This window comes from Alteromonas sp. MB-3u-76, from assembly GCF_002831605.1.
GTDB lineage: Bacteria > Pseudomonadota > Gammaproteobacteria > Enterobacterales > Alteromonadaceae > Alteromonas > Alteromonas hispanica.
The window spans coordinates 1,856,541-1,880,576 of record NZ_CP025115.1; the positions used below are offsets into that span (position 1 = coordinate 1,856,541).

Here is a 24,036-nt window from a genome sequence, read left to right on the forward strand (position 1 = left end):
TGCCGCGTAGTTAGTTTCAATTCAAGCAGGCTTTTAACTAACAGCCTTAAAGGGGCTGTCAAAACCCAAAACCCAAAAGCGCGGAAACACGATAATAGTATTTCATATTGTTACGTACTCGCATTAAATACCTAATTTATAATTGCTAATTCTGTTCCTTGAACTATTAATGCCATTGCAGGTTTGGTTTTTGCTCTCGCTTCTGCTATATTTCGCGCCGCATTTTGCACTGGTCTTACGCTCCAATCAGCAAAGGTTAAAATATGTCTACTAATATAGAAAACAAATATATTGTTTGCGCAATGTACAAATTCGTTGCGCTCGAAAATTACAAAGCGATGCGCCAACCGTTACTCGAAGTCATGGAGTCTAACGGTATAAGGGGCACTTTGCTTCTCGCAAGCGAGGGCATTAACGGCACTGTCTCTGGCCCGCGAGAGGGAATTGACGCGCTACTTAACTACCTAAATAGCGACGAACGCATTAATCCTATCTCCTTCAAAGAATCGTTACATGACGAGAAGCCGTTCTACCGCACCAAAGTAAAATTAAAGAAAGAAATTGTTACCATGGGTGTAGAGGGTATAGACCCTCGTAAAACGGTGGGCACCTACGTTAAACCCACTGAGTGGAACGCCCTTATTAGCGATCCTGACGTAACGGTTATTGATACTCGAAATGGCTATGAAATTGAAATAGGGACTTTCAAGAACGCTATCGATCCAAAAACCGATACATTTAGAGAGTTTCCAGAGTACGTATCTAAAGCACTTGACCCAGAGAAAAACAAAAAAGTGGCTATGTTTTGCACTGGTGGTATCCGCTGCGAAAAATCAACCGCATATTTGAAAGAGCAGGGTTTTGAAGAGGTGTATCACCTTGAAGGTGGGATTCTCCAATATTTAGAAGATGTGCCAAAAGATGAGTCGCTATGGGAAGGGGACTGCTTTGTTTTCGATAATCGCGTAGCGGTCAATCACGATCTTGAAAAAAGTGAGTACGAGCAGTGCTACGCATGTCGCCTGCCGATTACCGAAGATGATAAAAACACGGAACAATACGAACCCGGCGTAAGTTGCCCACGTTGTTTCGGTACTCATACGGATGAGCAGATAGCGCGTTTTCGTGAAAGAGAAAAGCAAGTTCAGCTAGCAAAAGCCAGAGAGCAAGAGCATGTTGGTACTGAGGCAAGGCTCATCATGGAGCAGAAGCGTCAAGAAAAAGCGAATGCACAGCGAGAGCGCGCCTTAAAAGCAAAAGAAAAACAGGCGTAGACACATAATAGTAGAGACGTTACACTCCTTATATCGTTGTAAATTAGTTAAGGAATGTGAGTGAGCACTCAACTTTCAGATTCTAAAATTGAAGAGATAAGAAAAGACTTCAGTTTCTTTGACCGTGATGGAAACGGGCAAATCGACCTTACTGAGTTTATTGAGCTATTAACGATTATTTCACCCAAGACGAAAGCAAGTCACGTTGAAGAAGGGTTTAAACTAATCGATGAAAATGACGATGGCTATATCGACTTCGAAGAGTTTTTAGAGTGGTGGCAAGAGTGTTGGTGGGAATACTAACAACTTGCACAATGAATCGAAAAAAGCGAGCCATGGCTCGCTTTTTTATTTGTTTCTCTTTTTAGCTACGAGGGTTGATAACTATTCGTCACTGTCATCAGGCTCTACACTCGTATTACGAGGCTTACGTTTTATCGGTACCATACCAATATCTTCGCCCTGCATCGGGTCGACACGTCTCACTGGTTTTGGCCTAGCGGGTTTATTATTATCTCGGTTTGTCTCCACAGAAGCTTTCGTTTTAGCAGAAGCCTTCTTTTTCTTTGAGAAACCTTTAAATTTGGCATCAAACTCATCGTGTGGCGTACACTCTAACGCGTACTGCAAGTGAGTTTTGAGCAACTCAAAACTATTCCAATCCCGTGGACCCACTAGTGAAAAGGCTTCACCCTTCTGTCCTGCGCGACCCGTTCTGCCAATACGGTGTATGTATTCATCTGAATTTTTAGGAAGGTCGAAATTTACAACCAGTCCAACCTTTGAAAGATCTAAGCCTCTAGATGCTAAATCGGTGGTTACTAATACACTTTGCTGGCCTCTAGAAAAACTGCTCATTATTGACGCGCGCTGGTTTTGCGCTAAGTCGCCACGCAGTGCGACTGCTTCTAAATTGTCTTCATTAAGAATTGCTGCAATTCTATCGGTGTCTTCTCGCGTTGCGGTAAATACAATGGCCTGGTTGTACTCGCGTTTGTTGAGTTCGAAGCGCAAGATTTCGTCTTTGTTACTCACGTTATCGGCAAAAAAACAGGTTTGCTCAATATCGCCATGCTCGCCAGTAGCATTACCAACGGCAACTCGAACTGCCCCATGGGTAAGTTGAGTTGTCATATGTTGCAACTCAATATTATCGAGAGTAGCGGAAAACAGCATGGTTTGGCGTTTTCTGTGGTCGGCATATTTATTAATAAGCTTGAGTTGTGCAGCAAACCCTAAATCTAACATGCGGTCGGCTTCATCAAAGATAAGCAGCTCTAGCCCGTTCAGATACATACTTTTGCCGATAAGATGGTCAGCAATACGACCAGCGGTACCCACAATAATGTGAGGGTTGCGGCGCAAACCTTTTACTTGGTCATTAAAATTTTCACCACCCACTATAAGTTCACAAGATAAACTCAAACCACTGCACATAGATTTAGCTTCTATGAATACCTGTTTGGCCAGTTCTCTTGTTGGTGCAAGTATTAGTGCTCTTGGATCTTGTCGGCTCAACGCTTTTTGAGACAATAATCGATTAATAGCGGGAACTAAAAATGCAAATGTCTTACCTGAGCCGGTTTTTGAGGAGGCGATAATGTCTTTACCCTGAATACTGGGTAGCATTGTGCGCTCCTGAATCTCGGTAAGAGTTGTAATACTCTTACTTTCAAGTTTCGCTATGATTTTATGGTGAACAGGTAAGTCAGTAACTAGCAAGATAACGCCTCTATATTAATTTTCAGGTGCATTATCCCTTAAAGCAGGAGGATTTGAAAGCAAGCCAATAGAGAAGCTCGCTTTTTATAAGGGCCGTCTTTTCCCAACGGCCCCTATAGGTTTTTTAAAAAGACATTTCAGCTACATTGTCAGGAACAATAAGCTTACCGGCTGTTTTTTCTTTTATTTCATCAACAGAAACACCAGGTGCTTTCTCTTGTAATACAAAAGCGCCGTCTTCTACTGAAAGAACAGCTAAATCAGTGATGATACGCGTTATACAATTCACGCCTGTGAGTGGAAGTGTACACGCTGGTAATAACTTTGAGTTCCCATGCTTATCAGTATGAGTCATGGTAACAATAATGTTCTTAGCTCCAGCCACTAGGTCCATGGCACCGCCCATGCCCTTAACCAATTTCCCAGGAATCATCCACGACGCTATATTGCCAGATACATCCACCTCGAAAGCACCAAGAACGGTAAAATCTACGTGACCACCGCGGATCATCGCAAAGCTTTCCGCGCTATTGAAAATTGAAGCGCCTGTAATAGCCGTAACGGTTTCTTTTCCGGCATTGATCATGTCCGCATCAACTTCTTCTTCCGTGGGGTAACGTCCCATTCCCAGTAAACCATTTTCCGATTGAAGCATAACGCTAATATCTTCCGGAACGTAGTTAGCAGCCAATGTGGGTATTCCTATACCCAAGTTAACATAGTCACCGTCTTTAAACTCTTGGGCTACACGCATTGCTATTTGGTCTCTTGTTAAAGCCATTACACTGCCTCCTTTGTTACTACGCGACGCTCAATACGTTTCTCAAACTCGCCTTTTATAATACGGTTTACATAAATGCCTGGGGTGTGGATTTCACTAGGCGAAAGCGTGCCGGGCTCAACAATTTCTTCAACTTCTACAACAGTAATTTTTCCCGCTGTGGCCGCCATAGGATTGAAGTTCTGCGCGGTATGTCTAAATACGCAGTTACCAAATTTATCCGCCTTCCACGCTTTGACAATAGCAAAGTCGCCGGTAATAGCGTGTTCTAGAATATAAGGTCTGCCGTTAAACTCCTTTACTTCCTTACCTTCACCTACCGGCGTGCCGTAACCAGTTGCAGTGTAAAAGGCCGGGATACCAGCACCACCCGCGCGCATTTTCTCTGCAAGTGTTCCCTGAGGGGTAAGTTCTACCTCAAGCTCTCCATTAAGTAATTGTTTCTCAAATAATGCATTTTCGCCAACATACGAAGACACCATTTTTGAGATTTGTTTGTCTTCAAGCAATAATCCTAGGCCAAAGCCATCTACACCACAGTTATTAGACACCACGGTTAAATCTTTCACACCCATCGTCTTTATATGTGCAATCAAGCCCTCTGGAATACCGCAAAGTCCGAATCCTCCAGCGATAACCGTCATTGAGTCGGTTAAGCCCGCTAGAGCCTCTTCGTATGTATCAACTACTTTATTAAATCCAGCCATTTTTATCTCCACCAATGGTTTGTTAATAAATAGTATCTGTTCTGTTGCTAGTTATGTAAAATTGAATTTATCTTTTAATTGATAACTAAAATCTATTAATCAAAATGAATATTTCTTACCGGCACTTGCGTGCATTTATCGAGGTGGCGCACTCCACAACATTTGCTGAAGCTGCAGCGAAGCTGCATCTTACTCAGCCTGCTTTGTCATCGTCTATCAAAAAGATGGAGCAAGAACTAGGAGGTAAGTTGTTTGAGAGGAATACGCGTAACGTAAGTCTAACTCCGGAAGGCGAAATTCTGCTGCCTAATGCGCTTAGGTTAAGTAGAGACTGGGATAATACCTTTTCCGATATTCAAAATTTATTTGCTATGGCAAAAGGACAATTAACAATATCTGCAATGCCATCATTTGCAGAATCGCACTTGCCTGGTCTTCTTAGTGAGTTTCATCACATAGCACCTAATATCAATCTTCGCGTTGTCGATGTGGTGATGGAGCAAGTTGTTCAAGAAATTCGAAATGGACGGGCGGAAATAGGCTTTACCTTTGAACCCGAACATAAAGACGGTTTGATATTTGATAGTTTATTTACCGATCGATTCGTTGTCGTTGCAAATAAGGCGCAGGCTGCTCGCTTCAATCAAAAGCCTAGCTGGAGGGAATGTTTAGCTTTTCCGCTTGTTATGATGAATAGGGGATCTGCAGTGAGAAAGTGGACTGAAGCAGAGTTATGTCGGTATGGTGAGCCGAATATTGTTGCTGAAACAGGGCAGTTGGCTACATTGGGAAAGCTTATCAAAAGCGGGTTAGGCATTTCAATCATGCCCTCAATATGTAAGCCACAGATGGAGGCTTTAGGAGTTAAAGCACTGGAATTTGTCGATTCTCCGTTACTTAAGCGGGTAGGGTTGTTACGCAATGAACGAAGAGGGTTATCGGTATCGGCGCAAACGTTATGGAAGCTTACCGTTAGCCATTATGAAAGTAGCCATTATGAAAGTAGCCATTATGAAAGTAGTCAATATGAACATTATGATGAACGAACGCCGACCCAATGAATATGTTACTACCTAACAGCTACCATTTCTTTTTAGGGGCGAACAGTTCGTCCAGCTCGTCTCTTTCTTCTTCTTGTTTTCTTGCCCTGTCTTTTTCGTTTACACTTTTAAGATCTGACTGAATTTCATGTAACCATGAGTTTAATGTAGCAAGCTTACTTGACGTATATTCATCTTGAACGGTTTGATTTTCTAGTGCCAGTTTAGCTTTTTCATAATACTGACGAGCCGAGCCGAGCATATTAGTAGATTGCGCTGTACGACCCCGTTTAATAAGTGTTTCTACATTCACTTTTAACTGTAAACGCTCTAGCTGTTTGTCCTCTTCAGAGAACATCTTAGTATCTATTTGCCCTTTGCTATGCTCTGAGCGAAGCAGAATTCTCAGTTTCTTTACTGCCTGAATGTACTGAATAATCGTTTTATCATTATCGGGTAAAGCAAATTCAGCGTTGTCACCAACATTATTTTCCAATGCAGTAGCCGCCGCTTGCTCGCTACTTTCAATGCGCTGCTTGATGTCTCGTGTGCTAGCTAAACTATCAATTACTCGTAGTGCATTTGCCATTCTTTTGTGAAGTATCCCGATTAACCGGGAGGAAATGGGCATTTGCATACAAGCGGAAAGTACATTTTCGGTTTCATCAACGACGGTGCGCTGCTTAGCTAATTCCGTTCTGCGCTCAGCTTCTAGTCGCTGGCGATTTTGCTGAACCGCATTGATAAAAATTGCGGCTATAAGCAACACAACAACTAAAATTATTATTATAATCACGTACATGCGTGTAGTTCCATCAGTTTACTTTTTTATAATTCCCGGATGGGAAACACCGGCGAAGAGACCGTACTCGTTGATAATCTCGCACACGACATAATACTACGGTATTTTCACTTCAAATACACTTCCGCCAAAGCTACCGCCATTAGATAATGATATTACACCCACTTTATCATTGTGAGAATGAGCATCAGCAATCAATTTTGCAAAGAAGAGTCCTAATCCGGTTCTACCTTGACTGAGTTCAAAGTTATCCAGTGTAGCGTGACTTTTATTTAGCATTTCTTCGGGATAGCCATTTCCATCATCTTCAACTTTAATGACAAGATAGTCATTAACAATATCGGCGCAAACCTGAATACGTGAAGCGCCGTATTTCAGCGCGTTAACAATAACGTCATTGAGTAGCAAATAAAAAAGCTCACTATCTAGGTACCAGCTTATATCGCTGTGTACATTTACGTGTAGTGTTATGTTCTTTTGCTCTATGTAAAATCTATTTGAGCCGACCACATCTTCAATTATATCGGCAATAAAACATTCGTCTGCACTAATTGGAATACTTTCTAACTCTGAGCGGTAGAGTGAAAGAATCTGTACAAGGTTGGTGTTAAGTCTTGACGCTTCGTAGTGAACATTAGCTACTTGTTCTCTCGCACCTGTATTTTCTTTTGGCAGGGTATCTCTTAGTGATTCTATTGATTGAATAAGCAAAAACAATGAATTCTTCATATCGTGTACAGCTGCGGCTAGTACCGAAGAAAAATCAATTTTTGCAGATATTTGCCTATTTGAGGTCATTGTTTCTCAGTTCATGCAAAAGTTTAGCGCTACTCTTAATGTAGAATAAAAAGAGTACTTTTGAGCACATGTTTTTGAATTTTATTAATTTTGATGCTTAATTGAAGCCTAATATGGGCGATTAGTAATATCAACCTTTAAAAAAATGTAGTTTTGGTTATAAGGATAGGAGTATAGTGTATATAAAGAGCAAATCAGCGGTGTGAAGAATGAAATTACAACAACTTCGTTATATTGTAGAAGTCGTCAATAACAATCTGAATGTGTCTGCCACAGCTGAGAGTCTATACACTTCTCAGCCTGGCATAAGTAAACAAGTTCGTATGCTTGAAGATGAACTTGGTGTGCAAATTTTTGGGCGAAGCGGCAAACACCTGACGCATGTTACCGATGCTGGAGGCGATGTGATTACTATCGCTCGTGAGATATTGGCGAAAGTAGAGAGTATTAAGGCCGTCGCAAGGGAGCACACATTACCTGATCAAGGTAAGCTGAATATAGCCACTACACACACGCAGGCGAGATATGCACTCCCAGACGTTATTCAGGGGTTTATGACCAAATACCCGAAGGTATCGTTGCACATGCATCAGGGCACGCCTTCGCAAATTAGCGATTTAGCTGCTAAAGGCGAAGCAGATTTTGCCATTGCCACCGAGGCTCTTCACCTCTACAACGACTTGGTTATGCTTCCGTGCTATCACTGGAATAGAAGCGTTATCGTTAATAAAGATCATCCCTTATCGAAGAAAGGCTCAATTGATATTAGTGACATTGCCAAATATCCGCTCGTTACCTATGTCTTTGGGTTTACCGGTCGCTCTGAACTAGACCAGGCGTTCGAAAGAGCAGGACTTACGCCCAAAATTGTTTTCACAGCAACAGACGCAGATGTGATTAAAACCTATGTTCGACTGGGCGTGGGAATTGGGGTTATTGCTTCAATGGCAGTCAATGAAGAACTTGACTCTGATTTAGTTAAAATTGACGCCAGTCATTTGTTTGATTACAGCACAACCAAAATTGGCTTTAGAAAGGGGTCATTTCTACGAAGCTACATGTATGACTTTATAGAGCGTTTTGCCCCGCATTTGACGAAAGACAAGGTCGAAAAAGCCATGATGCTTAAGAATAACGAAGAAGTCGAAAAAATGTTTAAAGGCGTTACTTTGCCTGTGAAATAGGTCCAAAGCTTGTTACCGCTGCTGGCATTGAAATAGTAACTTGAATCAACAAAGCGAAACAGCAAACAAATGAATGAGAAAAAGAGGAGCACCCAAGCTCCTCTTTTTTTATCAGCACTCAATGATGTTGACGGCGAGTCCACCCCGTGCAGTTTCTTTATATTTTGTTTTCATATCGTTGCCGGTATCACGCATGGTTTTTATGACTTTATCTAGCGACACTTTATGCTCTCCTGTTCCGCGAAGTGCAAGTCTAGAGGCATTAATCGCCTTGATTGCCCCCATAGCGTTGCGCTCGATACACGGTACTTGTACTAGGCCGCCCACCGGATCGCAGGTAAGACCCAAATTATGCTCCATGCCAATTTCAGCGGCATTTTCAACTGCGGATGCAGTACCGCCCATAATTTCTGCTAGAGCCCCCGCGGCCATTGAACAAGCCACGCCAACCTCACCTTGACAACCTACCTCGGCACCTGAGATAGACGCATTTTCTTTATACAGAATGCCTATAGCTCCGGCGGTTAACAGAAATCTACTGGCGACTTCTTCATCTACTGGCCTGATAAATTTATCTACATACTGAAGTACAGCAGGAATAATTCCCGCCGCACCATTTGTTGGTGCAGTGACAACACGCCCACCAGCAGCATTTTCTTCATTAACCGCGAGTGCAAATAGGTTAACCCAATCCATTGTTTGCATAGGATCGGTTGTGTGCTCAGTCTGTAAGCGGCGATAGAGGCCTGGAGCTCGCCGAACAACTTTGAGACCTCCCGGAAGAATGCCTTCGCTCTCTATACCTCTTTGAATGCATGCTTTCATCACAAGCCAAATATTATATAACGCCTGTTTTACTTCATGTTTGGGCCGAAAAGTGGCTTCATTGTTGAGCATTAACGAACTAATACTTAGCCCGTTTGTTTTACAAAGGTGTAACAGTGCCTCGGCTGTTTTAAACGGGTAGGGAACTGAGGCTTGTAGGGTTGCAGCATGGGCTTTAGTTTCGTCAAAGTCTTCATCTTTGATGATGAAACCACCGCCAATACTGTAATACGTTTGTTGTGCAACTACGGTGTCGTTTCGCATAGCAAAGAAAGTGAGTGCGTTAGCGTGTTTAGGTAACGTTTTTCTTCTGTGGAAAACAATGGCGTTTTTATTAGGAAAATTAATGTCTTTTGTGCCATTTAAGCAGAGTGTTTCTGACAGGCGAACTTGCTCAAGCATAGCGTCAATTTTATCAACATCTACGTGCTCTGGCGTGTGTCCTAATAGCCCTAGAATAACGGCTTTGCCTGTACCGTGCCCAATTCCGGTCTGTCCTAACGACCCAAACAGCTCAACTTTAATGCTATCGACACTGTCAAAGAGCGAAGTATCCTTTGCAAGTGCGCCGGCAAATTCTGCTCCTGCTTTCATGGGGCCTACTGTGTGTGAACTAGAAGGACCGATACCAACGCTAAACATGTCAAATACACTAATCATAAACTTCAAGCCGTTAATCAATAATGTGTAGATCATGCATCTACCAAACATTAACTACAATACAGAAATGCTAATAATATGATTAGTTTTGCTAATGGCCTGTAAAGATAAATTGATAGTGGCTAGTCTATAACAGTACTTATGGATGTATATGATGGGAAAGGTTGCGAATAATTGCTGCGGTAGCGCCCCAAATCATTCGCTTTTGCCAAGGTATGAAATAAATAGGGAAAGAACGCGAACCTAAATGAGTTCTATGGATTAAATGATTTTTTCGATTTAACACATGGGCGAGGGGCACTTCAAAAGCACTTTCCACCTCGTTTGCGTCTAATTTCAATTCAAAGCCTGGCTCTACAAAACCCACAACAGGCGCTATTTCATACCCACTTACCGTACGGTATCGAGGCAGCATCCCCACAATTTCAACGTGGTGTGGCGGCAAGCCTATTTCTTCGTCTGCTTCCCGCATAGCCGCGTCAAAAAACGAATTATCGGCGTCTTCGACAGCCCCCCCGGGAAAACTAATTTGACCAGGGTGGTGCCGTAAGTGATGCGCTCGCTCTGTAAGAAGTACATGCAATGATGTGCCGTAATCAATCAGTGGGATAAGCACAGCTGCAGGTCGCCCAGCTTTTTTTAACGGAAAATCTGGTTCACTGTGCGGTAGCCTTAAATGGTGAAACTGATTGAGAAACTCGGCTTTTTTCATTCATACCTCTCGTTAAATTTAGCCAATACGGGCACAATTTTTGATACCTTATCGAGGGTCTCTTGATACTCTTCATCAGCTTGCGAGTCTAAAACAATACCACCGCCTGCCCAGCAATGTAACTTGTCATCCTCTGCCAAAACGGTGCGAATACAAATGCTAGAGTCCATGTCTTCACGACACCCCATGTAGAAAATGCTTCCACAATAGATATTTCTGCGGTGGGGCTCTAACTCATCAATGACTTCCATAGCTCTAATTTTGGGTGCGCCGGTGATAGAGCCGCCAGGGAATGACGAAGCCAATAGGTCAAGGGGCGTGCTACCCTCTGCTAACTCGCCGGTTATCGTACTCACTAAATGGTGAACAGCCTCATAGCTTTCCAAGGCAAATAACGCGGGTACATTAACCGAACCCGGCTTACAGTGCTTTGAAATATCATTGCGTAGTAAATCTACTATCATCAAATTCTCAGAGCGGTCTTTCTCGGCATGCTGCAGAGCATATGCACTCTCAGCGTCTCGCTGCTTTTCAGCGTACCTAGGCCTAGTTCCTTTGATAGGTTTTGTTTCTACTAAACCCTCTTTTACGCTAAGAAAGCGCTCTGGCGATATACTTGCTATCGCATTTTCTGGCAGCTTGAAATATGCGGAGAAGGGAGCTTGATTCTCATTGCGCAATCGACAATATGCGCTGTAAAAGTCACCCTGAAAACGCGCTGTAAAGCGTTGCGCCATATTAACCTGGTAGCAATCTCCCGCCTTGAGGTATCGATGAATAGCGTCTATGCATCGCTCGTACTCCTCTTGAGATAAATTCGATGCGAAGGGTTCTGTAATACTAAATGTCTTTTTGTCAGAGGTGGCTTCAGAAGCACCATTACTAGAACATGCAGGTGAGGTTGGCTTATTATCAAGCTCCGTATCTAAAATGTCTGGAAACGTACTGTCGTCTGTAGAGCAATAATAAAACGTACCAGTTTTGGTATCTTCAATAAACGAATTTAAATAAAGACCGGCGGCGAAATCGGGAGTCGTATAATCGTTTAACGCCTTGCTAGGCAAGCTTTCGTAAAACCTTCCAGCATCATAACCCGCCATACCCGCAACACCAACAATGAATGGCAGATGCTCAAATTTTACGTCTATGGTTGCTCTCAATTTTACGACGTGAGCGTGTAAGTATTTTTCAGATGCCTCAAAGGGCTTCTCATCTAAGTCGTACCGCTTTTGTTGCTGGATGTCGATGAGTTCTGTTTGACCCTCTTTAGCCGTTACGACCAACGCAGGGTTCCATACCATGATATTAAAACGGCCATTGCTTTTTTCAGAGCCGGCGGTGTCAAATAGAAGAGACCACTCTAGTTCGGCAATGCGCTTAAACAACTGAAGGAAAAAAGCAGCGTTTTCACCTGTGTCGTTTGAAATAACGTGGCGTAACTGTTTCTCTGTTAAAGGTGTTACTGTAATTTTAGATATACCGGCAATAAGAGACATAAATGTTATTAGTATTAGGTTGTTTCTATACTGAGCTTACTAATGCATATCCGACAGCCTTGCATTAGCGCATTAAGCGCAGCCAATATTGATAATTGTCGCTCAGCACGCGCTTTTGCATGGTACGACGATAATAGATGCGCTAGTATACGCTTTTTTAGCTAGCTAAGACCACGAAAGCCAAATAAAAAGAGGATGTCATGACCGTTATCCGTCAACAAGACTTCATTGATAGTATTGAAGATTCCCTGCAGTTCATATCTTACTACCATCCATTAGATTATGTAAAAGCAGTTGAAGAGGCCTATAACAAAGAGCAGAGCCAAGCGGCAAAAGACGCTATGGCACAAATTCTTATCAACTCCCGCATGTCGGCCGAAGGAAAACGCCCTCTATGCCAAGACACGGGAATAGTGACTTGCTTTGTTAAAGTAGGAATGGAAGTTTCTTGGGATAAAACTGACATGACCGTTCAGGAAATGGTTGATGAGGGTACGAGACGTGCCTACACCAATCCCGATAACCCTCTACGTGCGTCTATTGTATCCGACCCCGCAGGAGCCAGACAAAATACCAAAGACAATACTCCAGCAGTTGTGCATATTGATATGGTACCCGGTGCTAAAATCGAGGTAATGATTGCAGCGAAGGGCGGTGGCTCAGAAAACAAATCTAAAATGGTAATGTTAAACCCTAGTGATGACATTGCTGATTGGGTGGTCAAAACGCTCCCAACAATGGGCGCTGGCTGGTGTCCACCTGGCATGTTGGGAATAGGCATTGGTGGTACTGCAGAAAAAGCAGCTGTACTTGCCAAAGAAAGTCTTATGGACCCGGTGGATATTCAAGAGCTTATCGAGCGTGGCCCCCAAACAACGGATGAAAAATTACGTCTGGAGATTTTCGAGCGCGTAAATAAATTAGGGATAGGTGCGCAAGGGCTAGGTGGTTTAACCACGGTAGTGGATGTGAAAATAAAATCATTGCCTACGCATGCGGCGTCAAAACCTGTTGCGATGATCCCTAATTGTGCGGCAACGCGTCATGCGCATTTCTACCTTGACGGCTCTGGTCCTGCCGAACTAACGCCACCAAAACTAGAAGATTGGCCTGAAGTAACATGGGAAGTTGGCGAGAACACACGCCGCGTAAACCTCGATGAGGTTACTAAAGAAGACATTCAGGAGTGGAAAGTAGGGGAAACCGTACTGCTTTCAGGAAAGATGCTAACCGGCCGCGATGCAGCGCATAAACGCATTCAAACGATGATGGACAACGGCGAAGGTTTGCCTGAGGGCGTTGATCTTACAAACCGCTTTATTTATTACGTAGGTCCTGTGGATGCTGTTGGCGATGAAGTAGTTGGGCCGGCGGGTCCAACCACTGCAACCCGCATGGATAAATTTACCGATATGATGCTTGAGAAAACAGGCCTTATTGGCATGATTGGTAAAGCAGAACGCGGCCCAGCAACGGTAGATTCAATTGCGAAGCACAAAGCGGTGTATCTCATGGCTGTAGGTGGTGCTGCATACTTAGTGTCTAAGGCAATTAAAAAGTCTCGTGTTGTTGCTTTTGAAGAACTGGGTATGGAAGCAATTTACGAGTTCGATGTTGAAGACATGCCGGTAACGGTGGCGGTAGACAGTACAGGTGCAAACGCGCATAAGAATGGCCCCGCTATCTGGAAAGCAAAGATTGAAGATTTAGATGCTTCATTAAGTAAATAAAGCCACTTACCGCAGTACACGACTGACGTTGATGGAGCGATGCGCAAACACGCTTCACTTTATATCAGCGTTTTACAGGTCAACGCGGAATAATAAAAACAGGTGCCATTGGCACCTGTTTTTGTTTATAGTGCTGTATAAAATGCCAGTGTTTTCGAGTTTTAAATACTCGTACTAACACATATTTCAAATCAATACGGTGTAAAGGCTTTATGACCATCGAATCTTTAACTTCTCATGCTTCAACGTTACTTGCACTTACGTTACTCATTTTCACACTTTGTATTCTTTTCTTTCTTCGTTCTTTATCATTAAAGTCTCAGCTAAATGCACAGACTGCAGAGACAAAAACACTGCAAGATGCCCTTACAGAATTAAAGCAGGAATATGCTGTAATGAGCGCGAAATCAGAAAAAGTTGAGTACTTAGAGCAGTCTAATCAAGCGCTTCATCAATCCCTTCAGGAAGAACGTATTACCCTTGCTAAAGTCAAAGCACAGAATGAAGCGCAGCAATCAAGAATTGAAGCACTGCACGAAAGTCATGAAGAAAAGCTTGCCAACATGGCCGCCTCTGAGCAGCGGTTGCATACACAGTTTGAAAACTTGGCCAACAAAATTTTTGAAGAAAAACAGCAGCGATACAGTACTCAAACAAAACAAAACATAGAAGCCGTGCTGGCACCATTTAAAAATGACTTAGAAGGTTTTAAGCGGCAAATTTCAGAGCAACACATAAGAGAAGGGCAAGAGCGTGCCTCATTAAAAACTGAAATTCTTAGCTTAAAAGAGCTCAATCGTAAAATAACCGAAGAAGCGTCTGCATTAACCAGCGCATTGAAAGGTGACAATAAAAAACAGGGAAACTGGGGCGAAGTGGTGTTAGAACGTATACTAAAAGAGTCGGGGTTAAGAGAGGGGCACGAGTTCGAAACTCAAGTCTCTGCAAAGTCGGAAGAAGGTAAGCGTTTACAGCCAGACATCGTCGTTCATTTACCCAACGATAAAGACGTAATTATCGATTCGAAAGTGAGCCTAGCCGCTTACGAGCGTTTTTATAACTGTGATGATGACTCACAAAAAGCACATTTTCTCACCCAGCATGTAGCTTCTATTAAGGGGCATATCAAAGGACTAGGCGCGAAAGACTATCAAAATCTCAAAGGGTTGAGGACACTAGATTATGTACTTCTTTTTATCCCTATCGAACCTGCATTTTTATTAGCAGTTGAGGAGGAACCAGAACTAGTTACCCTAGCCCTTAACCACAATATTATGCTGGTAAGTCCAACTAATCTGTTAGTAGCGTTAAGAACAATTAACAATATTTGGCAATATGAATATCAAAACCAGAATGCACAGAAAATCGCCGAACAAGCTGGAAAGCTTTACGATAAATTCGTGGGCTTTATTAACAATATGGAGAAAGTAGGAAAGTCGTTAGACAGTGCCCAAGGAAGTTTCGAACAAGCAATGAATAAGCTTAGCCGTGGACGAGGAAATATTGTTCGTCAAATAGAGCATTTCAGAGAATTAGGAGTGCAACCAACTAAGCGTTTGGATAATGTGCATCAAGACAGCGAATTAGACATAGACTAGTAGTGATGACGTTGACAAAGGTGATATGTCTAAGGTTCCTGTAAATGTTAAAAAGCTAATAAAAAAAGACCACTTCAAAATGAAGTGGTCTCAACATATTTATGTGCGAATATCACATTCAACAGTTAATTTGATTTGAACATGTTCTCTGCTACCTCGATTTTCGTCTCTAAAACTCCATCTATAGCTTTCAATTGTTCAAATGCCGTCAAAAGGTCACCGCTCTCAGGAATAGAGAAAACGGCTATCGGTGTTCCCGGAAACACAGATACTAGATTTAGTCCTGCAGCATTGGCAATTTCATTTGCGCTAGTTCCATCTTCAAGCAACAAGATAAAATTTCCAGTCACAGTGCTTAAGTCACCTGTAAGAAGGTTCCTGACTACGGCGCCTTTTCCAATTTTTTGAAGTTTTTGCCCACTAACGAAAGACAAAGCTCCCTTTTTGGCCACAACGTCCGCAGGATTAACGATGGATGTGGGTACACTACTCATTGAGCGCTCTACTTTGTAAGGGCCAAAGTCGGGAACTTCATTCTTAAAAGCTTGATATACCGGCTGCTGATTTGGGTCTTTGATTACAGCTGTCTGCTCGGTAGCAAGTGCGTTATATGAAAAACCTATCGACGCCACTAAAATGATCATTTTATTTAATTTCATTCTCGTTTCCTTTTTATTGTTCAACATGACCGAACGCTCTCATAGATAATCCCTCTAAAACGCTGTCAGCTGTATTGTTAGCTATTCCTGATACGCCAAAGAAGTTGTTTCCGCCGTCACTGAAATTAAATGATGTGTTTCCGGTATCTATCAAACGGATCGTCCAAGTACCTTTTGCACTTTCCCCATAAAACGCGTTAGACAGAAAGACAGAGTCATTTAATATATACTCGGGTAAGAACGCAAAATCTGAGGAGAGAGCAGGCAGGAATAATGATTGTTTTGAAGATAACAAAACGCTACGAGTGCCAGAGGGAGATATTACCTCAATAGCTAAATCCATACCCGCCGATGTCTGAACAGAGCGAGTTCCTAATTCATCAGTAGTCACAAAACCAAAGCCCATATCTTGGTTGAATACATCAAACGAAAATTGCATTGCTTCAATTACTACATCATCAGTCATTTCAACTTCAACGGTAAGACCCTGTGCATTGTTGTCTGGTATCGCACTGTTAACAGGCGTTTCTTCTACACCGATTGCTGTACCTAAGCCGGTCCAGTCAGTGATAACTTCTTCGCCAAGATTTTCTTCATATGCTAGCGCCATTGAAACAGCTAAACCTGCATCAACTCGACCAAAACCATACAGATTGTTAAAATTAAAGCCTGCTCCATTTTCGACCCAGCCATCATGTGCCACAAATACGTCCTCTTCACCCATTTCAATAACTACAGGTGAGTTCTCAGGGTCGTTTACAGTACTCGTTGAGGCCAAAATGTGACGAACATCGCGCCAAGTAAGTGACGGGTTGGCCGAAAGAATGAGAGATATTACACCTGATGCATTAGGCGCTGCAGAAGAGGTGCCATTAAAAGTTGACGTATAGTTACAGCCTGCATTATCGGGGTGGCCTGGATAGTTGAATGGGAATTGGCTTTGAGCGAACTCTTCACCACCTGCATTTGAAAATATGGAAATGCTTGACCCATTGAATCCAGAATAGCCATTGATACATGTAGCCTGGTCTGTAGTAACCATTGCGGGAAACCAACGTCCAAATTCACCCGCAGGGGCCGCCACAAGTGTGTTGGCTCCAGCAGTAGAGTAACTAGTATGTTTTCCGTCGGAGTTGACCGCAGCAACGCTGAAATAATATGGGTGCCCTTGTGTTGAATCGAAATTCCCATTTAGGCAAGTTAAGCCCAAGGCGATTGCACCATTGTCCTGACACAAACTACCATCGAACCCCCCTCCATCACCAAAACTGTTTCCATTAGATTTGACGTTAACAGCACCTTTTCCACTACGCAAAATCCGATTTGGATATGATTCTATGGCTTCATTCAAAAACGAATAGCCGATAAATGAGGGGATAGAGCGCCCATAACTGCGATTGAAAGTTGAAACCTCTTCGTCAACACTAATGCCACTACCAGGAAATCCATGGACTAACAACTCTGCCTGAGGTACTAACGGAGATGGTTGACCAATGTAATCCATTCCGATCAGACCTGTATCGGGCGAAACGCCTCTACCACCCTTTCCGTTCCAACCTTTCGCTGCTATTAAGCCCGCAACGCTGGTCCCGTGGTCACCAGTGGTGCTTTGACTAGTAGGGTCCGTTCTATCAAGTACGCCTTCTGTCTCGAGGTTGAGTGATCTATTTGGAACGACATTTGGTGATAAGTCCTCATGACGAAGCTCGAGTCCCGAATCAACAACTACAGCGGTTACCCCTTTACCAGTAACACCTTTCGCGAATGCTCCAACAACATTAATATCTTCACCCGCTACAAGAGCCGCCTCGCCAGGTTCGCTTTGTGCTTCAACGTTTGCCTTAGCACCTTCTTCACTAAACCCAAGTGATATGAGGTAATCAAACCATCCCTGCTTCATTTCATCGCTTAAAGCATACGCTTTTTGACCAGTGTTTCTCAAGTGCCACTGTTGAACTGCCAAGGGATCGTTAATAACAGATTGAACGCTCACTGTTGCAGAAGCTGACTTTCCTTTTGCGAATACAACGTATTCGAAAGATGCTGGTTCGCCAGAAAACGATGTATATGTGAGCATTTCTCGTTCAATGGTAACCTGGCCGTGGCTTAGCGTATAAACACCTTCTACCGGTTCAATTTGTTCGCCGTTTTCCATTATACTGTAACTAATCGGGTCACCGTCAGGATCTGCCCCCAATAGTTCAACTTGGCTTGGTATCCATTGAAGAGCTTCCGCGATGACTATGCTCTGTGCCGATGGTGCAGAGTCAACAATTTCTGTGCTTGACGAGTCACTATTGCCACTCCCCCCACAGCCCGCAAGCGTCAAAGCAACGATTGCGCTAATCCCAGATAGTTTAAATACGTTTTTATTCATTGATTTTCCCTTTTTATGCTGTGCCCCTGAAAATCACAACTTTTGATTTCAACAAGGTACACCCAATGCTTACGTCTTTTATTAACAATAACATTTCGGTTGTGAGACGCTTCGTTTACAGATTTATCATAGCGTGAAACCTTTTGAAAGTTTGAAAATGAATCGCATGCAAGTAATCGTAAATTCTATCTGCCGGAATCAACGGCTCTGAACAATATTGTAGTCAGTATTTGTTTTATGTGTTGAGAATGATTGCCGGTCGTTAGTATTGCTGGAGGCCTTGTAAAGATTGGTGTCGTTGGTTATGAAGATTGATACTTCTATCGTTATTCCAAATTATTTCCTTAAAAAAACTGAAGCATTCTTCATCGGCAAGACGACAAAACAAGTTTGTAACTAAATATGTTAAACGCTTGCGAACTGTCTAGGAACGAGATTACCGGGCATTTCGATATTTAATTTTAGAGAATATAAAAATTCTCATCTCTGTCACAAAATTTACAATCATTTTACGTTTTTAGGATGCGCATCCTATTTTTAGCCTTGTTTCTAGGTCGCTACATTCTTCCTTTAAACAAATTCAATTCTAATGAGAAAGACACTCCCTCTTTGTTTCAACTAGCATGGTATCCACTAAATTTGATGCTATTAGCCCTCAAATAAAGAGGAAAAATCGTGAAAGATAGAAATCATCTCGCTGATGTAAAAACCGTTACCAACGTAGAAATAATTAAAAATGGTGTGGTTGATATACCTATGCTGCAGATTTTATCTGCTGAAGGAAATGTTATTGAAGGTGCCGTTGAGCCTTCGCTTTCTAAAGACGAATCATTAAAAATTTATAACACAATGGAATACATCCGGGTTCTTGACGAACGTATGGTAGGCGCACAGCGCCAAGGGCGAATTAGCTTTTACCTTGCCAGTACCGGTGAAGAAGCGGCCTCGGTCGCAAGCGCAGCAGCTCTTTCTCCAGATGACATGATTATGTCGCAGTATCGTGAGCAGGGTGCATTGGCTTATCGCGGTTATACGACCAATCAGTTTATGAACCAAATGTTCAGTAATAAGGATGATCCGAATAAGGGCCGCCAGATGCCCATTCACTACGGTGATAAAGAATTAAACTTTATGACCATATCATCTCCCCTTGGTACTCAAATTCCACAGGCGTCGGGCTATGCATATGGGCAAAAGATGTCGGGTAAAGACGTTGTGACAATATGCTATTTCGGAGAGGGTGCCGCGTCTGAAGGTGATTTTCATGCTGGCCTCAATATGGCTGCGGTGTTGAATTGCCCGGTCATCTTTTTCTGCCGTAACAATGGCTATGCTATTTCAACGCCCGCAGAAGAGCAGTTTGCTGGCGATGGTATTGCATCTCGTGGGTTGGGCTACGGTATTAAAACAATAAGAGTGGACGGTAATGATCCGCTTGCTGTGTATGCGGCAACCAAGGAAGCGCGCGCGTTAGCTGTCGAAGAAAAGTGCCCAGTCCTTATTGAAGCGATGACTTATCGCTTAGCAGCGCACTCTACCTCAGATGATCCTACGGGATATCGTTCAAGAGATGAAGAGGACAAGTGGAGAGCGAAGGATCCCATCACTCGAATGGCAAACTGGTTGGAGGGTAAAGGCTGGTTTGATAAAACAGAAAACGACAAGCGCGTAGAGCAGGCCAGACAAGATGTGTTAGCTGCAATGAAAGCCTGCGAAAAAACAGATGTATGTGCTATCGATGACATTATTGAAGATGTTTACGATACACCACCTTGGCATTTGAAAGAGCAACTCACCGCACTAAAAGCGCACATTAAGAAGTACCCCAAGAGATACCCTAAAACATCAGGGAGAGTGAAATAATGGCAAAGATGAATCTATTACAAGCAATAAACAACGCACTCATTACTGCCATGACCGACGATGAAAAAGTAATGGTGTTTGGTGAAGACGTTGGCCATTTCGGTGGCGTATTTCGCGCAACTAGCCATTTACAAGAAAAGTTTGGAAAAGGGCGGTGTTTCAACACCCCACTTACTGAGCAGGGTATTATCGGTTTTGCCAATGGTTTAGCTGCGCAAGGCTCAGTGCCTGTGGCTGAAATTCAATTTGGAGATTACATCTTTCCAGCGTTTGACCAAATTGTAAATGAAACCGCGAAATGGCGCTATCGCTCAGGAAGCCAATTTGATGTTGGCTCTCTCACTATTCGCACGCCTTATGGTGGTGGAATTGCAGGAGGGCTTTACCACAGTCAGTCGCCGGAAGCATTTTTTGCTCACTGTCCGGGTCTGAAAATCGTCGTTCCAAGAGATCCGTATCATGCGAAAGGTCTTCTTCTTGCGTCTATCAGAGATAAAAACCCCGTGCTATTTATGGAGCCAAAGCGGCTTTACCGTGCGTCTGTGGCCGATGTGCCTGAAGATGATTACGAATTACCGTTAGGGAAAGCGGATATTGTTCAAGAAGGTAATGACATTACCTTACTAGGCTGGGGTGCTCAAATCGAAATTCTACAAAAAGCTGCGGACATGGCCTTAGAAGATGGCGTTTCTTGCGAAATCGTAGATTTAAGAAGCATTCTACCCTGGGATGTGGACACAGTGATGCAATCTGTAATGAAAACAGGGCGCTTATTAATAAACCATGAAGCGCCTCTGACAGGCGGCTTCGCTAGTGAAATAGCTGCCAGTACTCAAGAGCGTTGCTTTCTTTACCTAGAAGCACCTATCGCTAGGGTGTGCGGTTTGGACACGCCATATCCTCTTGCGCATGAAAAAGAATACATGCCTGATGAAACAAAAACGTATGAAGCTATCAAGCGTACGCTTCACTATTAATAACGGGAGAAGTAGCAGTGACAATTGAATTTATTTTACCCGACATTGGTGAAGGTATCGTTGAATGCGAGTTGCTTGAGTGGCTTGTTAGCGAAGGCGAACACATTGAAGAGGATCAGCCGGTTGCTGAAGTGATGACGGACAAGGCGACAGTGCAAATTCCGGCCATGCACGCCGGTACGGTAAAAAAGCTGCATTACGCTGTTGGTGATATTGCAAAGGTACACGAGCCTCTTTTTGCCATGGTCACAGATGACTCGTCTATTAGTGCAGATAGTGTTGAGTCTGAAGACGCAACAGCAAACCTAACATCGACTGATGATAATCCACAGAATACCGCTTCGGAAAATTCGGGCTCCGAAAACTCGAATGTAGGCGAAACGCGGGCTTCATCTTCAACTAGCGCCATTGAAGATTTTATTTTGCCAGATATCGGAGAAGGTATCGTTGAATGTGAAATAGTGAAGTGGAACGTTCAAGAAGGCTACAGTATTGAAGAAGACCAGGCCGTTGTTGAAGTAATGACAGACAAAGCCGTGGTAGAAATTCCAGCCAAAAATGCCGGCACTGTTCATAAGCTTTATCACGCTCAGGGCGACATTGCCAAAGTACACACCCCCTTGTTTGCACTGATGGTAGAGCGCAGCGGAACAAATCTCAGTGGGTCAGAGATCAGTGGATCAGAGAACAGTGGTTCAGTACCCAGTGAGTCAAAACTTAGTGCGCCTGAAGTAGCAAAAGAACAGCAGGCCAATAGCGTTTCTTCAAATAAGGCATCGACAAAAAGCAAAGCCGCAGCTCGTCTAGAAAACGAAGCTAAATGGAAGGATGGGGAATTCGAGCCGCCTATTGCTATCCCGGGAAGAGTTTTGGCAAGTCCGGCCGTTAGACGTATTGCTCGCGAGCAAGACTTGGACTTATCCGAAGTATCGGGCTCTGGTAAAAAAGGTCGAATATTAAAAACCGATGTTCTTGAACTGGCAAAGGCATCGCAGGATGCGGTATCAGAGAATACGAGATCACATGCAAGTAATACCTACGAATTGAAGAGTGGGACATCATCTCAACAAGTAACTAGTGCTAATTCTAATAACAACCAAGCCACAGGTGGTACACGCGTAGAAAAAGTACGCGGCATTCAATCAGCAATGGCTAAGCAAATGGCAGCGTCCGTTTACACCATTCCGCACTTTACGGTAAGCGACGAAGTCGTGATGGACAACTTGATTGCACTTCGCAAAAACTTGAAGCCTGAGTTTGAAAAGAAAAATGTGAAACTCAGCTTTATGCCGTTTTTCGTAAAAGCTATGTCTTTGGCGTTGACTGAATTCCCTGTTATTAACAGCCAGCTTAATGATGAAGGCTCAGAGCAAACCTATTTTGAAGACCACAATATTGGGTTTGCTGTAGACTCGAAAATTGGGCTATTAGTACCAAACATCAAGGGCGTGCAAAGATTGTCTTTGTTTGACATCGCGGTACAGATGCAGGATATCATTGAGCAGGCAAGAGCCGGTCGTGTATCAGGCGAGCACTTAAAAGGCGGCACGATAAGCATTTCTAATATAGGTGCAATTGGCGGCATTACGGCAACGCCGGTCATTAATAAGCCAGAAGCTGCGATCGTTGCACTTGGAAAAACTCAGAAGCTTCCTCGCTTCGATGACAATGACAACGTGACGGCACAAAACATCATGGCGGTGAACTGGTCAGGAGACCATCGCATTATTGATGGCGCTACCATGGTAAGGTTTAACAACTTGTGGATGAGCTATCTTACCTCGCCTGAAAAGATGCTTATGCATTTAAAATAACATCTCGTAAATAACCTTTTCAGGGTAAGAGAGATAACACGATAGGGCTAACTTCAATGGAAGTTGGCCCTTTTTGTTTGCCCTCTTGGTAAGTCATGTACTCGGTTAACGCAAAACGCTATTATAGCGAAATACATTGAACGCAACGTTACCTAGGAAAATTGTGTTAAGTTACCAACATGCATTTCACGCTGGCAATCATGCCGACGTTATCAAACACCTGTGCTGGTTAGGCGTTATAAAATCGCTTAAAAAGAAAGAAAAGCCTTTTACGTTATACGACTCTCATGCTGGTGCAGGACTGTATGACTTCACAGATGATTTATCGTCAAAAAATAAAGAGTATTTAAATGGTATTGCCAGTTTGCAGGATGTTGTTGCGAAAAGCTCCCTCTTAAACGACTATGTTTCTCTTTGTCAGTCTTTTGTTAGCAAAGATGCTTACCCAGGCTCACCTGTTATTAGTGCAGAGTTAAAAAGAGAGAGTGATGTGCTGCACGCTATGGAGCTTCATCCTGGGGAGTTCGCAAAATTAGAATCAAATATTGCTGCTTATGCCAGCAGTAACGCCCATTCCCATAAGCGCGATGGCTTTGAAGGGCTCATTGCTCTCACTCCACCTAAGCCTAATAGAGGTGCAATATTAATTGACCCTCCTTATGAAAGGGTGAATGAATATGAAGATGTTGTTACAAACGTAGAACGAGTGCTGAAGCGATGGCAGCAGGCTCAGATTGTTATCTGGTATCCTTTGCTTTCGGCCCGTTCTGGCAACAAGCATGGCGCTAGTGAAACAATGTGTGAAAAGCTAAGCGAGTTGCAGGTGCCCTGTTTTAAAGCTGAAATGCAAATTGCTGAAAATACTCATGATGCGGGCATGTACGGCTCAGGAGTAATGGTGTTAAACCCTGCTTGGCAGCTTGACACACAGCTTAGTGAAGCAATGCTTGAAGTGACGCAACACATGGGAGAGCAGAGCAGTAGCAGTGTTATTTGGGTCAATAAAGATAATTAACT

General features: G+C 43.2%; 20 protein-coding genes. 10 read left to right on the forward strand and 10 right to left on the reverse strand.

The features are described from left to right. Positions 1-263 precede the first annotated feature (263 nt). Positions 264-1,274: an oxygen-dependent tRNA uridine(34) hydroxylase TrhO gene (gene trhO / locus CW735_RS08215; RefSeq protein ID WP_071979716.1), complete on the forward strand. Its 1,011-nt coding sequence runs from the start codon at positions 264-266 to the stop codon at positions 1,272-1,274. Between the two features lie 60 nt (positions 1,275-1,334). Further along, positions 1,335-1,577: an EF-hand domain-containing protein gene (locus CW735_RS08220; protein WP_071979715.1), complete on the forward strand. Its 243-nt coding sequence runs from the start codon at positions 1,335-1,337 to the stop codon at positions 1,575-1,577. Between the two features lie 81 nt (positions 1,578-1,658). Here the strand turns inward: CW735_RS08220 and CW735_RS08225 are convergent, their stop codons facing one another. From CW735_RS08225 to CW735_RS08235, 3 genes are all read right to left on the reverse strand, one after another. Then, positions 1,659-2,996: a DEAD/DEAH box helicase gene (locus CW735_RS08225; protein ID WP_071978872.1), complete on the reverse strand. Its 1,338-nt coding sequence runs from the start codon at positions 2,994-2,996 to the stop codon at positions 1,659-1,661. Positions 2,997-3,120: 124 nt separating this feature from the next. Further along, on the reverse strand, positions 3,121-3,777 hold the full coding sequence (locus tag CW735_RS08230) for a CoA transferase subunit B (RefSeq protein ID WP_100971677.1): 657 nt from the start codon (positions 3,775-3,777) through the stop codon (positions 3,121-3,123). After that, complete coding sequence (locus CW735_RS08235; protein ID WP_071978874.1) at positions 3,777-4,484, reverse strand: CoA transferase subunit A; 708 nt, start codon at positions 4,482-4,484, stop codon at positions 3,777-3,779. Before CW735_RS08235 ends, CW735_RS08230 begins: the two co-directional genes overlap by 1 nt. Positions 4,485-4,588: 104 nt before the next feature. On the opposite strand from CW735_RS08235, the gene CW735_RS08240 reads away from it, so the two are divergent. Further along, a complete protein-coding gene (locus tag CW735_RS08240) occupies positions 4,589-5,545 on the forward strand; it encodes a LysR family transcriptional regulator (protein ID WP_100971679.1) in 957 nt (318 codons plus the stop codon). 19 nt (positions 5,546-5,564) lie between these two features. Here CW735_RS08240 and CW735_RS08245 read toward each other — a convergent pair whose 3' ends face one another. Beyond that, positions 5,565-6,326 carry a hypothetical protein gene (locus CW735_RS08245; RefSeq protein ID WP_100971681.1) on the reverse strand — a complete coding sequence of 254 codons (762 nt, stop codon included), beginning with the start codon at positions 6,324-6,326 and terminating at the stop codon, positions 5,565-5,567. Positions 6,327-6,422: 96 nt separating this feature from the next. Next, positions 6,423-7,124 (reverse strand): sensor histidine kinase, encoded by a 702-nt coding sequence (locus tag CW735_RS08250; RefSeq protein WP_071978877.1) that lies wholly within the window; start codon positions 7,122-7,124, stop codon positions 6,423-6,425. A gap of 209 nt (positions 7,125-7,333) precedes the next feature. Between CW735_RS08250 and cysB the strand changes: the two genes are divergently transcribed. Continuing rightward, positions 7,334-8,308 carry an HTH-type transcriptional regulator CysB gene (cysB, locus tag CW735_RS08255; RefSeq protein WP_071978878.1) on the forward strand — a complete coding sequence of 325 codons (975 nt, stop codon included), beginning with the start codon at positions 7,334-7,336 and terminating at the stop codon, positions 8,306-8,308. 111 nt (positions 8,309-8,419) lie between these two features. On the opposite strand, the gene CW735_RS08260 is transcribed toward cysB, so the two are convergent. The 3 genes from CW735_RS08260 to pabB form a co-directional block, all read right to left on the reverse strand. Continuing rightward, complete coding sequence (locus CW735_RS08260; RefSeq protein WP_071981160.1) at positions 8,420-9,793, reverse strand: L-serine ammonia-lyase; 1,374 nt, start codon at positions 9,791-9,793, stop codon at positions 8,420-8,422. A 139-nt stretch (positions 9,794-9,932) separates the two neighbouring features. Further along, entirely contained in the window at positions 9,933-10,505 is a 573-nt protein-coding gene (locus CW735_RS08265) for a CoA pyrophosphatase (RefSeq protein ID WP_071978879.1), read from the reverse strand. Further along, positions 10,502-12,001, reverse strand: coding sequence for an aminodeoxychorismate synthase component I (gene pabB, locus CW735_RS08270; protein ID WP_100971683.1), 1,500 nt, complete (start codon positions 11,999-12,001; stop codon positions 10,502-10,504). The genes CW735_RS08265 and pabB overlap by 4 nt, the downstream gene beginning before the upstream one ends. A gap of 200 nt (positions 12,002-12,201) precedes the next feature. Here pabB and CW735_RS08275 point away from each other — a divergent pair, with 200 nt between their 5' ends. Together CW735_RS08275 and rmuC are read left to right on the forward strand one after the other, a co-directional pair. Beyond that, the gene (locus tag CW735_RS08275) at positions 12,202-13,731 is read left to right on the forward strand and encodes a fumarate hydratase (RefSeq protein ID WP_071978881.1); all 1,530 of its coding nucleotides are present in this window, start codon (positions 12,202-12,204) and stop codon (positions 13,729-13,731) included. A 212-nt stretch (positions 13,732-13,943) separates the two neighbouring features. Beyond that, positions 13,944-15,329, forward strand: a complete 1,386-nt coding sequence (rmuC, locus tag CW735_RS08280; protein ID WP_232368396.1) for a DNA recombination protein RmuC — start codon at positions 13,944-13,946, stop codon at positions 15,327-15,329. 125 nt (positions 15,330-15,454) lie between these two features. Here the strand turns inward: rmuC and CW735_RS08285 are convergent, their stop codons facing one another. Both CW735_RS08285 and CW735_RS08290 read right to left on the reverse strand, forming a co-directional pair. Further along, positions 15,455-15,988 (reverse strand): hypothetical protein, encoded by a 534-nt coding sequence (locus CW735_RS08285; RefSeq protein WP_071978882.1) that lies wholly within the window; start codon positions 15,986-15,988, stop codon positions 15,455-15,457. A 13-nt stretch (positions 15,989-16,001) separates the two neighbouring features. Beyond that, positions 16,002-18,365, reverse strand: a complete 2,364-nt coding sequence (locus tag CW735_RS08290; RefSeq protein WP_071978883.1) for a S8 family serine peptidase — start codon at positions 18,363-18,365, stop codon at positions 16,002-16,004. 675 nt (positions 18,366-19,040) lie between these two features. Here CW735_RS08290 and CW735_RS08295 point away from each other — a divergent pair. The 4 genes from CW735_RS08295 (at position 19,041) to CW735_RS08310 (ending at position 24,034) form a co-directional block, all read left to right on the forward strand. Then, positions 19,041-20,228, forward strand: coding sequence for a thiamine pyrophosphate-dependent dehydrogenase E1 component subunit alpha (locus CW735_RS08295; protein WP_083595204.1), 1,188 nt, complete (start codon positions 19,041-19,043; stop codon positions 20,226-20,228). After that, on the forward strand, positions 20,228-21,205 hold the full coding sequence (locus tag CW735_RS08300) for a transketolase C-terminal domain-containing protein (RefSeq protein ID WP_071978885.1): 978 nt from the start codon (positions 20,228-20,230) through the stop codon (positions 21,203-21,205). The genes CW735_RS08295 and CW735_RS08300 overlap by 1 nt, the downstream gene beginning before the upstream one ends. A gap of 17 nt (positions 21,206-21,222) precedes the next feature. Then, the gene (locus CW735_RS08305) at positions 21,223-23,019 is read left to right on the forward strand and encodes a dihydrolipoyllysine-residue acetyltransferase (RefSeq protein ID WP_071978886.1); all 1,797 of its coding nucleotides are present in this window, start codon (positions 21,223-21,225) and stop codon (positions 23,017-23,019) included. Positions 23,020-23,182: 163 nt separating this feature from the next. Further along, positions 23,183-24,034: a 23S rRNA (adenine(2030)-N(6))-methyltransferase RlmJ gene (locus CW735_RS08310; protein ID WP_071978887.1), complete on the forward strand. Its 852-nt coding sequence runs from the start codon at positions 23,183-23,185 to the stop codon at positions 24,032-24,034. Positions 24,035-24,036: the final 2 nt, after the last annotated feature.

What these genes read in the sequence shown, in the direction of transcription:
- CW735_RS08230 (WP_100971677.1), bottom strand. Translation starts at nt 3,777, where the DNA reads ATGGCTTTAACAAGAGACCAAATAGCAATGCGTGTAGCCCAAGAGTTT.
- trhO (WP_071979716.1), top strand. Translation starts at nt 264, where the DNA reads ATGTCTACTAATATAGAAAACAAATATATTGTTTGCGCAATGTACAAA.
- CW735_RS08290 (WP_071978883.1), bottom strand. Translation starts at nt 18,365, where the DNA reads ATGAATAAAAACGTATTTAAACTATCTGGGATTAGCGCAATCGTTGCT.
- CW735_RS08240 (WP_100971679.1), top strand. Translation starts at nt 4,589, where the DNA reads ATGAATATTTCTTACCGGCACTTGCGTGCATTTATCGAGGTGGCGCAC.
- CW735_RS08245 (WP_100971681.1), bottom strand. Translation starts at nt 6,326, where the DNA reads ATGTACGTGATTATAATAATAATTTTAGTTGTTGTGTTGCTTATAGCC.
- CW735_RS08260 (WP_071981160.1), bottom strand. Translation starts at nt 9,793, where the DNA reads ATGATTAGTGTATTTGACATGTTTAGCGTTGGTATCGGTCCTTCTAGT.
- CW735_RS08300 (WP_071978885.1), top strand. Translation starts at nt 20,228, where the DNA reads ATGGCAAAGATGAATCTATTACAAGCAATAAACAACGCACTCATTACT.
- CW735_RS08285 (WP_071978882.1), bottom strand. Translation starts at nt 15,988, where the DNA reads ATGAAATTAAATAAAATGATCATTTTAGTGGCGTCGATAGGTTTTTCA.
- pabB (WP_100971683.1), bottom strand. Translation starts at nt 12,001, where the DNA reads ATGTCTCTTATTGCCGGTATATCTAAAATTACAGTAACACCTTTAACA.
- cysB (WP_071978878.1), top strand. Translation starts at nt 7,334, where the DNA reads ATGAAATTACAACAACTTCGTTATATTGTAGAAGTCGTCAATAACAAT.
- CW735_RS08250 (WP_071978877.1), bottom strand. Translation starts at nt 7,124, where the DNA reads ATGACCTCAAATAGGCAAATATCTGCAAAAATTGATTTTTCTTCGGTA.
- CW735_RS08275 (WP_071978881.1), top strand. Translation starts at nt 12,202, where the DNA reads ATGACCGTTATCCGTCAACAAGACTTCATTGATAGTATTGAAGATTCC.
- CW735_RS08265 (WP_071978879.1), bottom strand. Translation starts at nt 10,505, where the DNA reads ATGAAAAAAGCCGAGTTTCTCAATCAGTTTCACCATTTAAGGCTACCG.
- CW735_RS08235 (WP_071978874.1), bottom strand. Translation starts at nt 4,484, where the DNA reads ATGGCTGGATTTAATAAAGTAGTTGATACATACGAAGAGGCTCTAGCG.
- rmuC (WP_232368396.1), top strand. Translation starts at nt 13,944, where the DNA reads ATGACCATCGAATCTTTAACTTCTCATGCTTCAACGTTACTTGCACTT.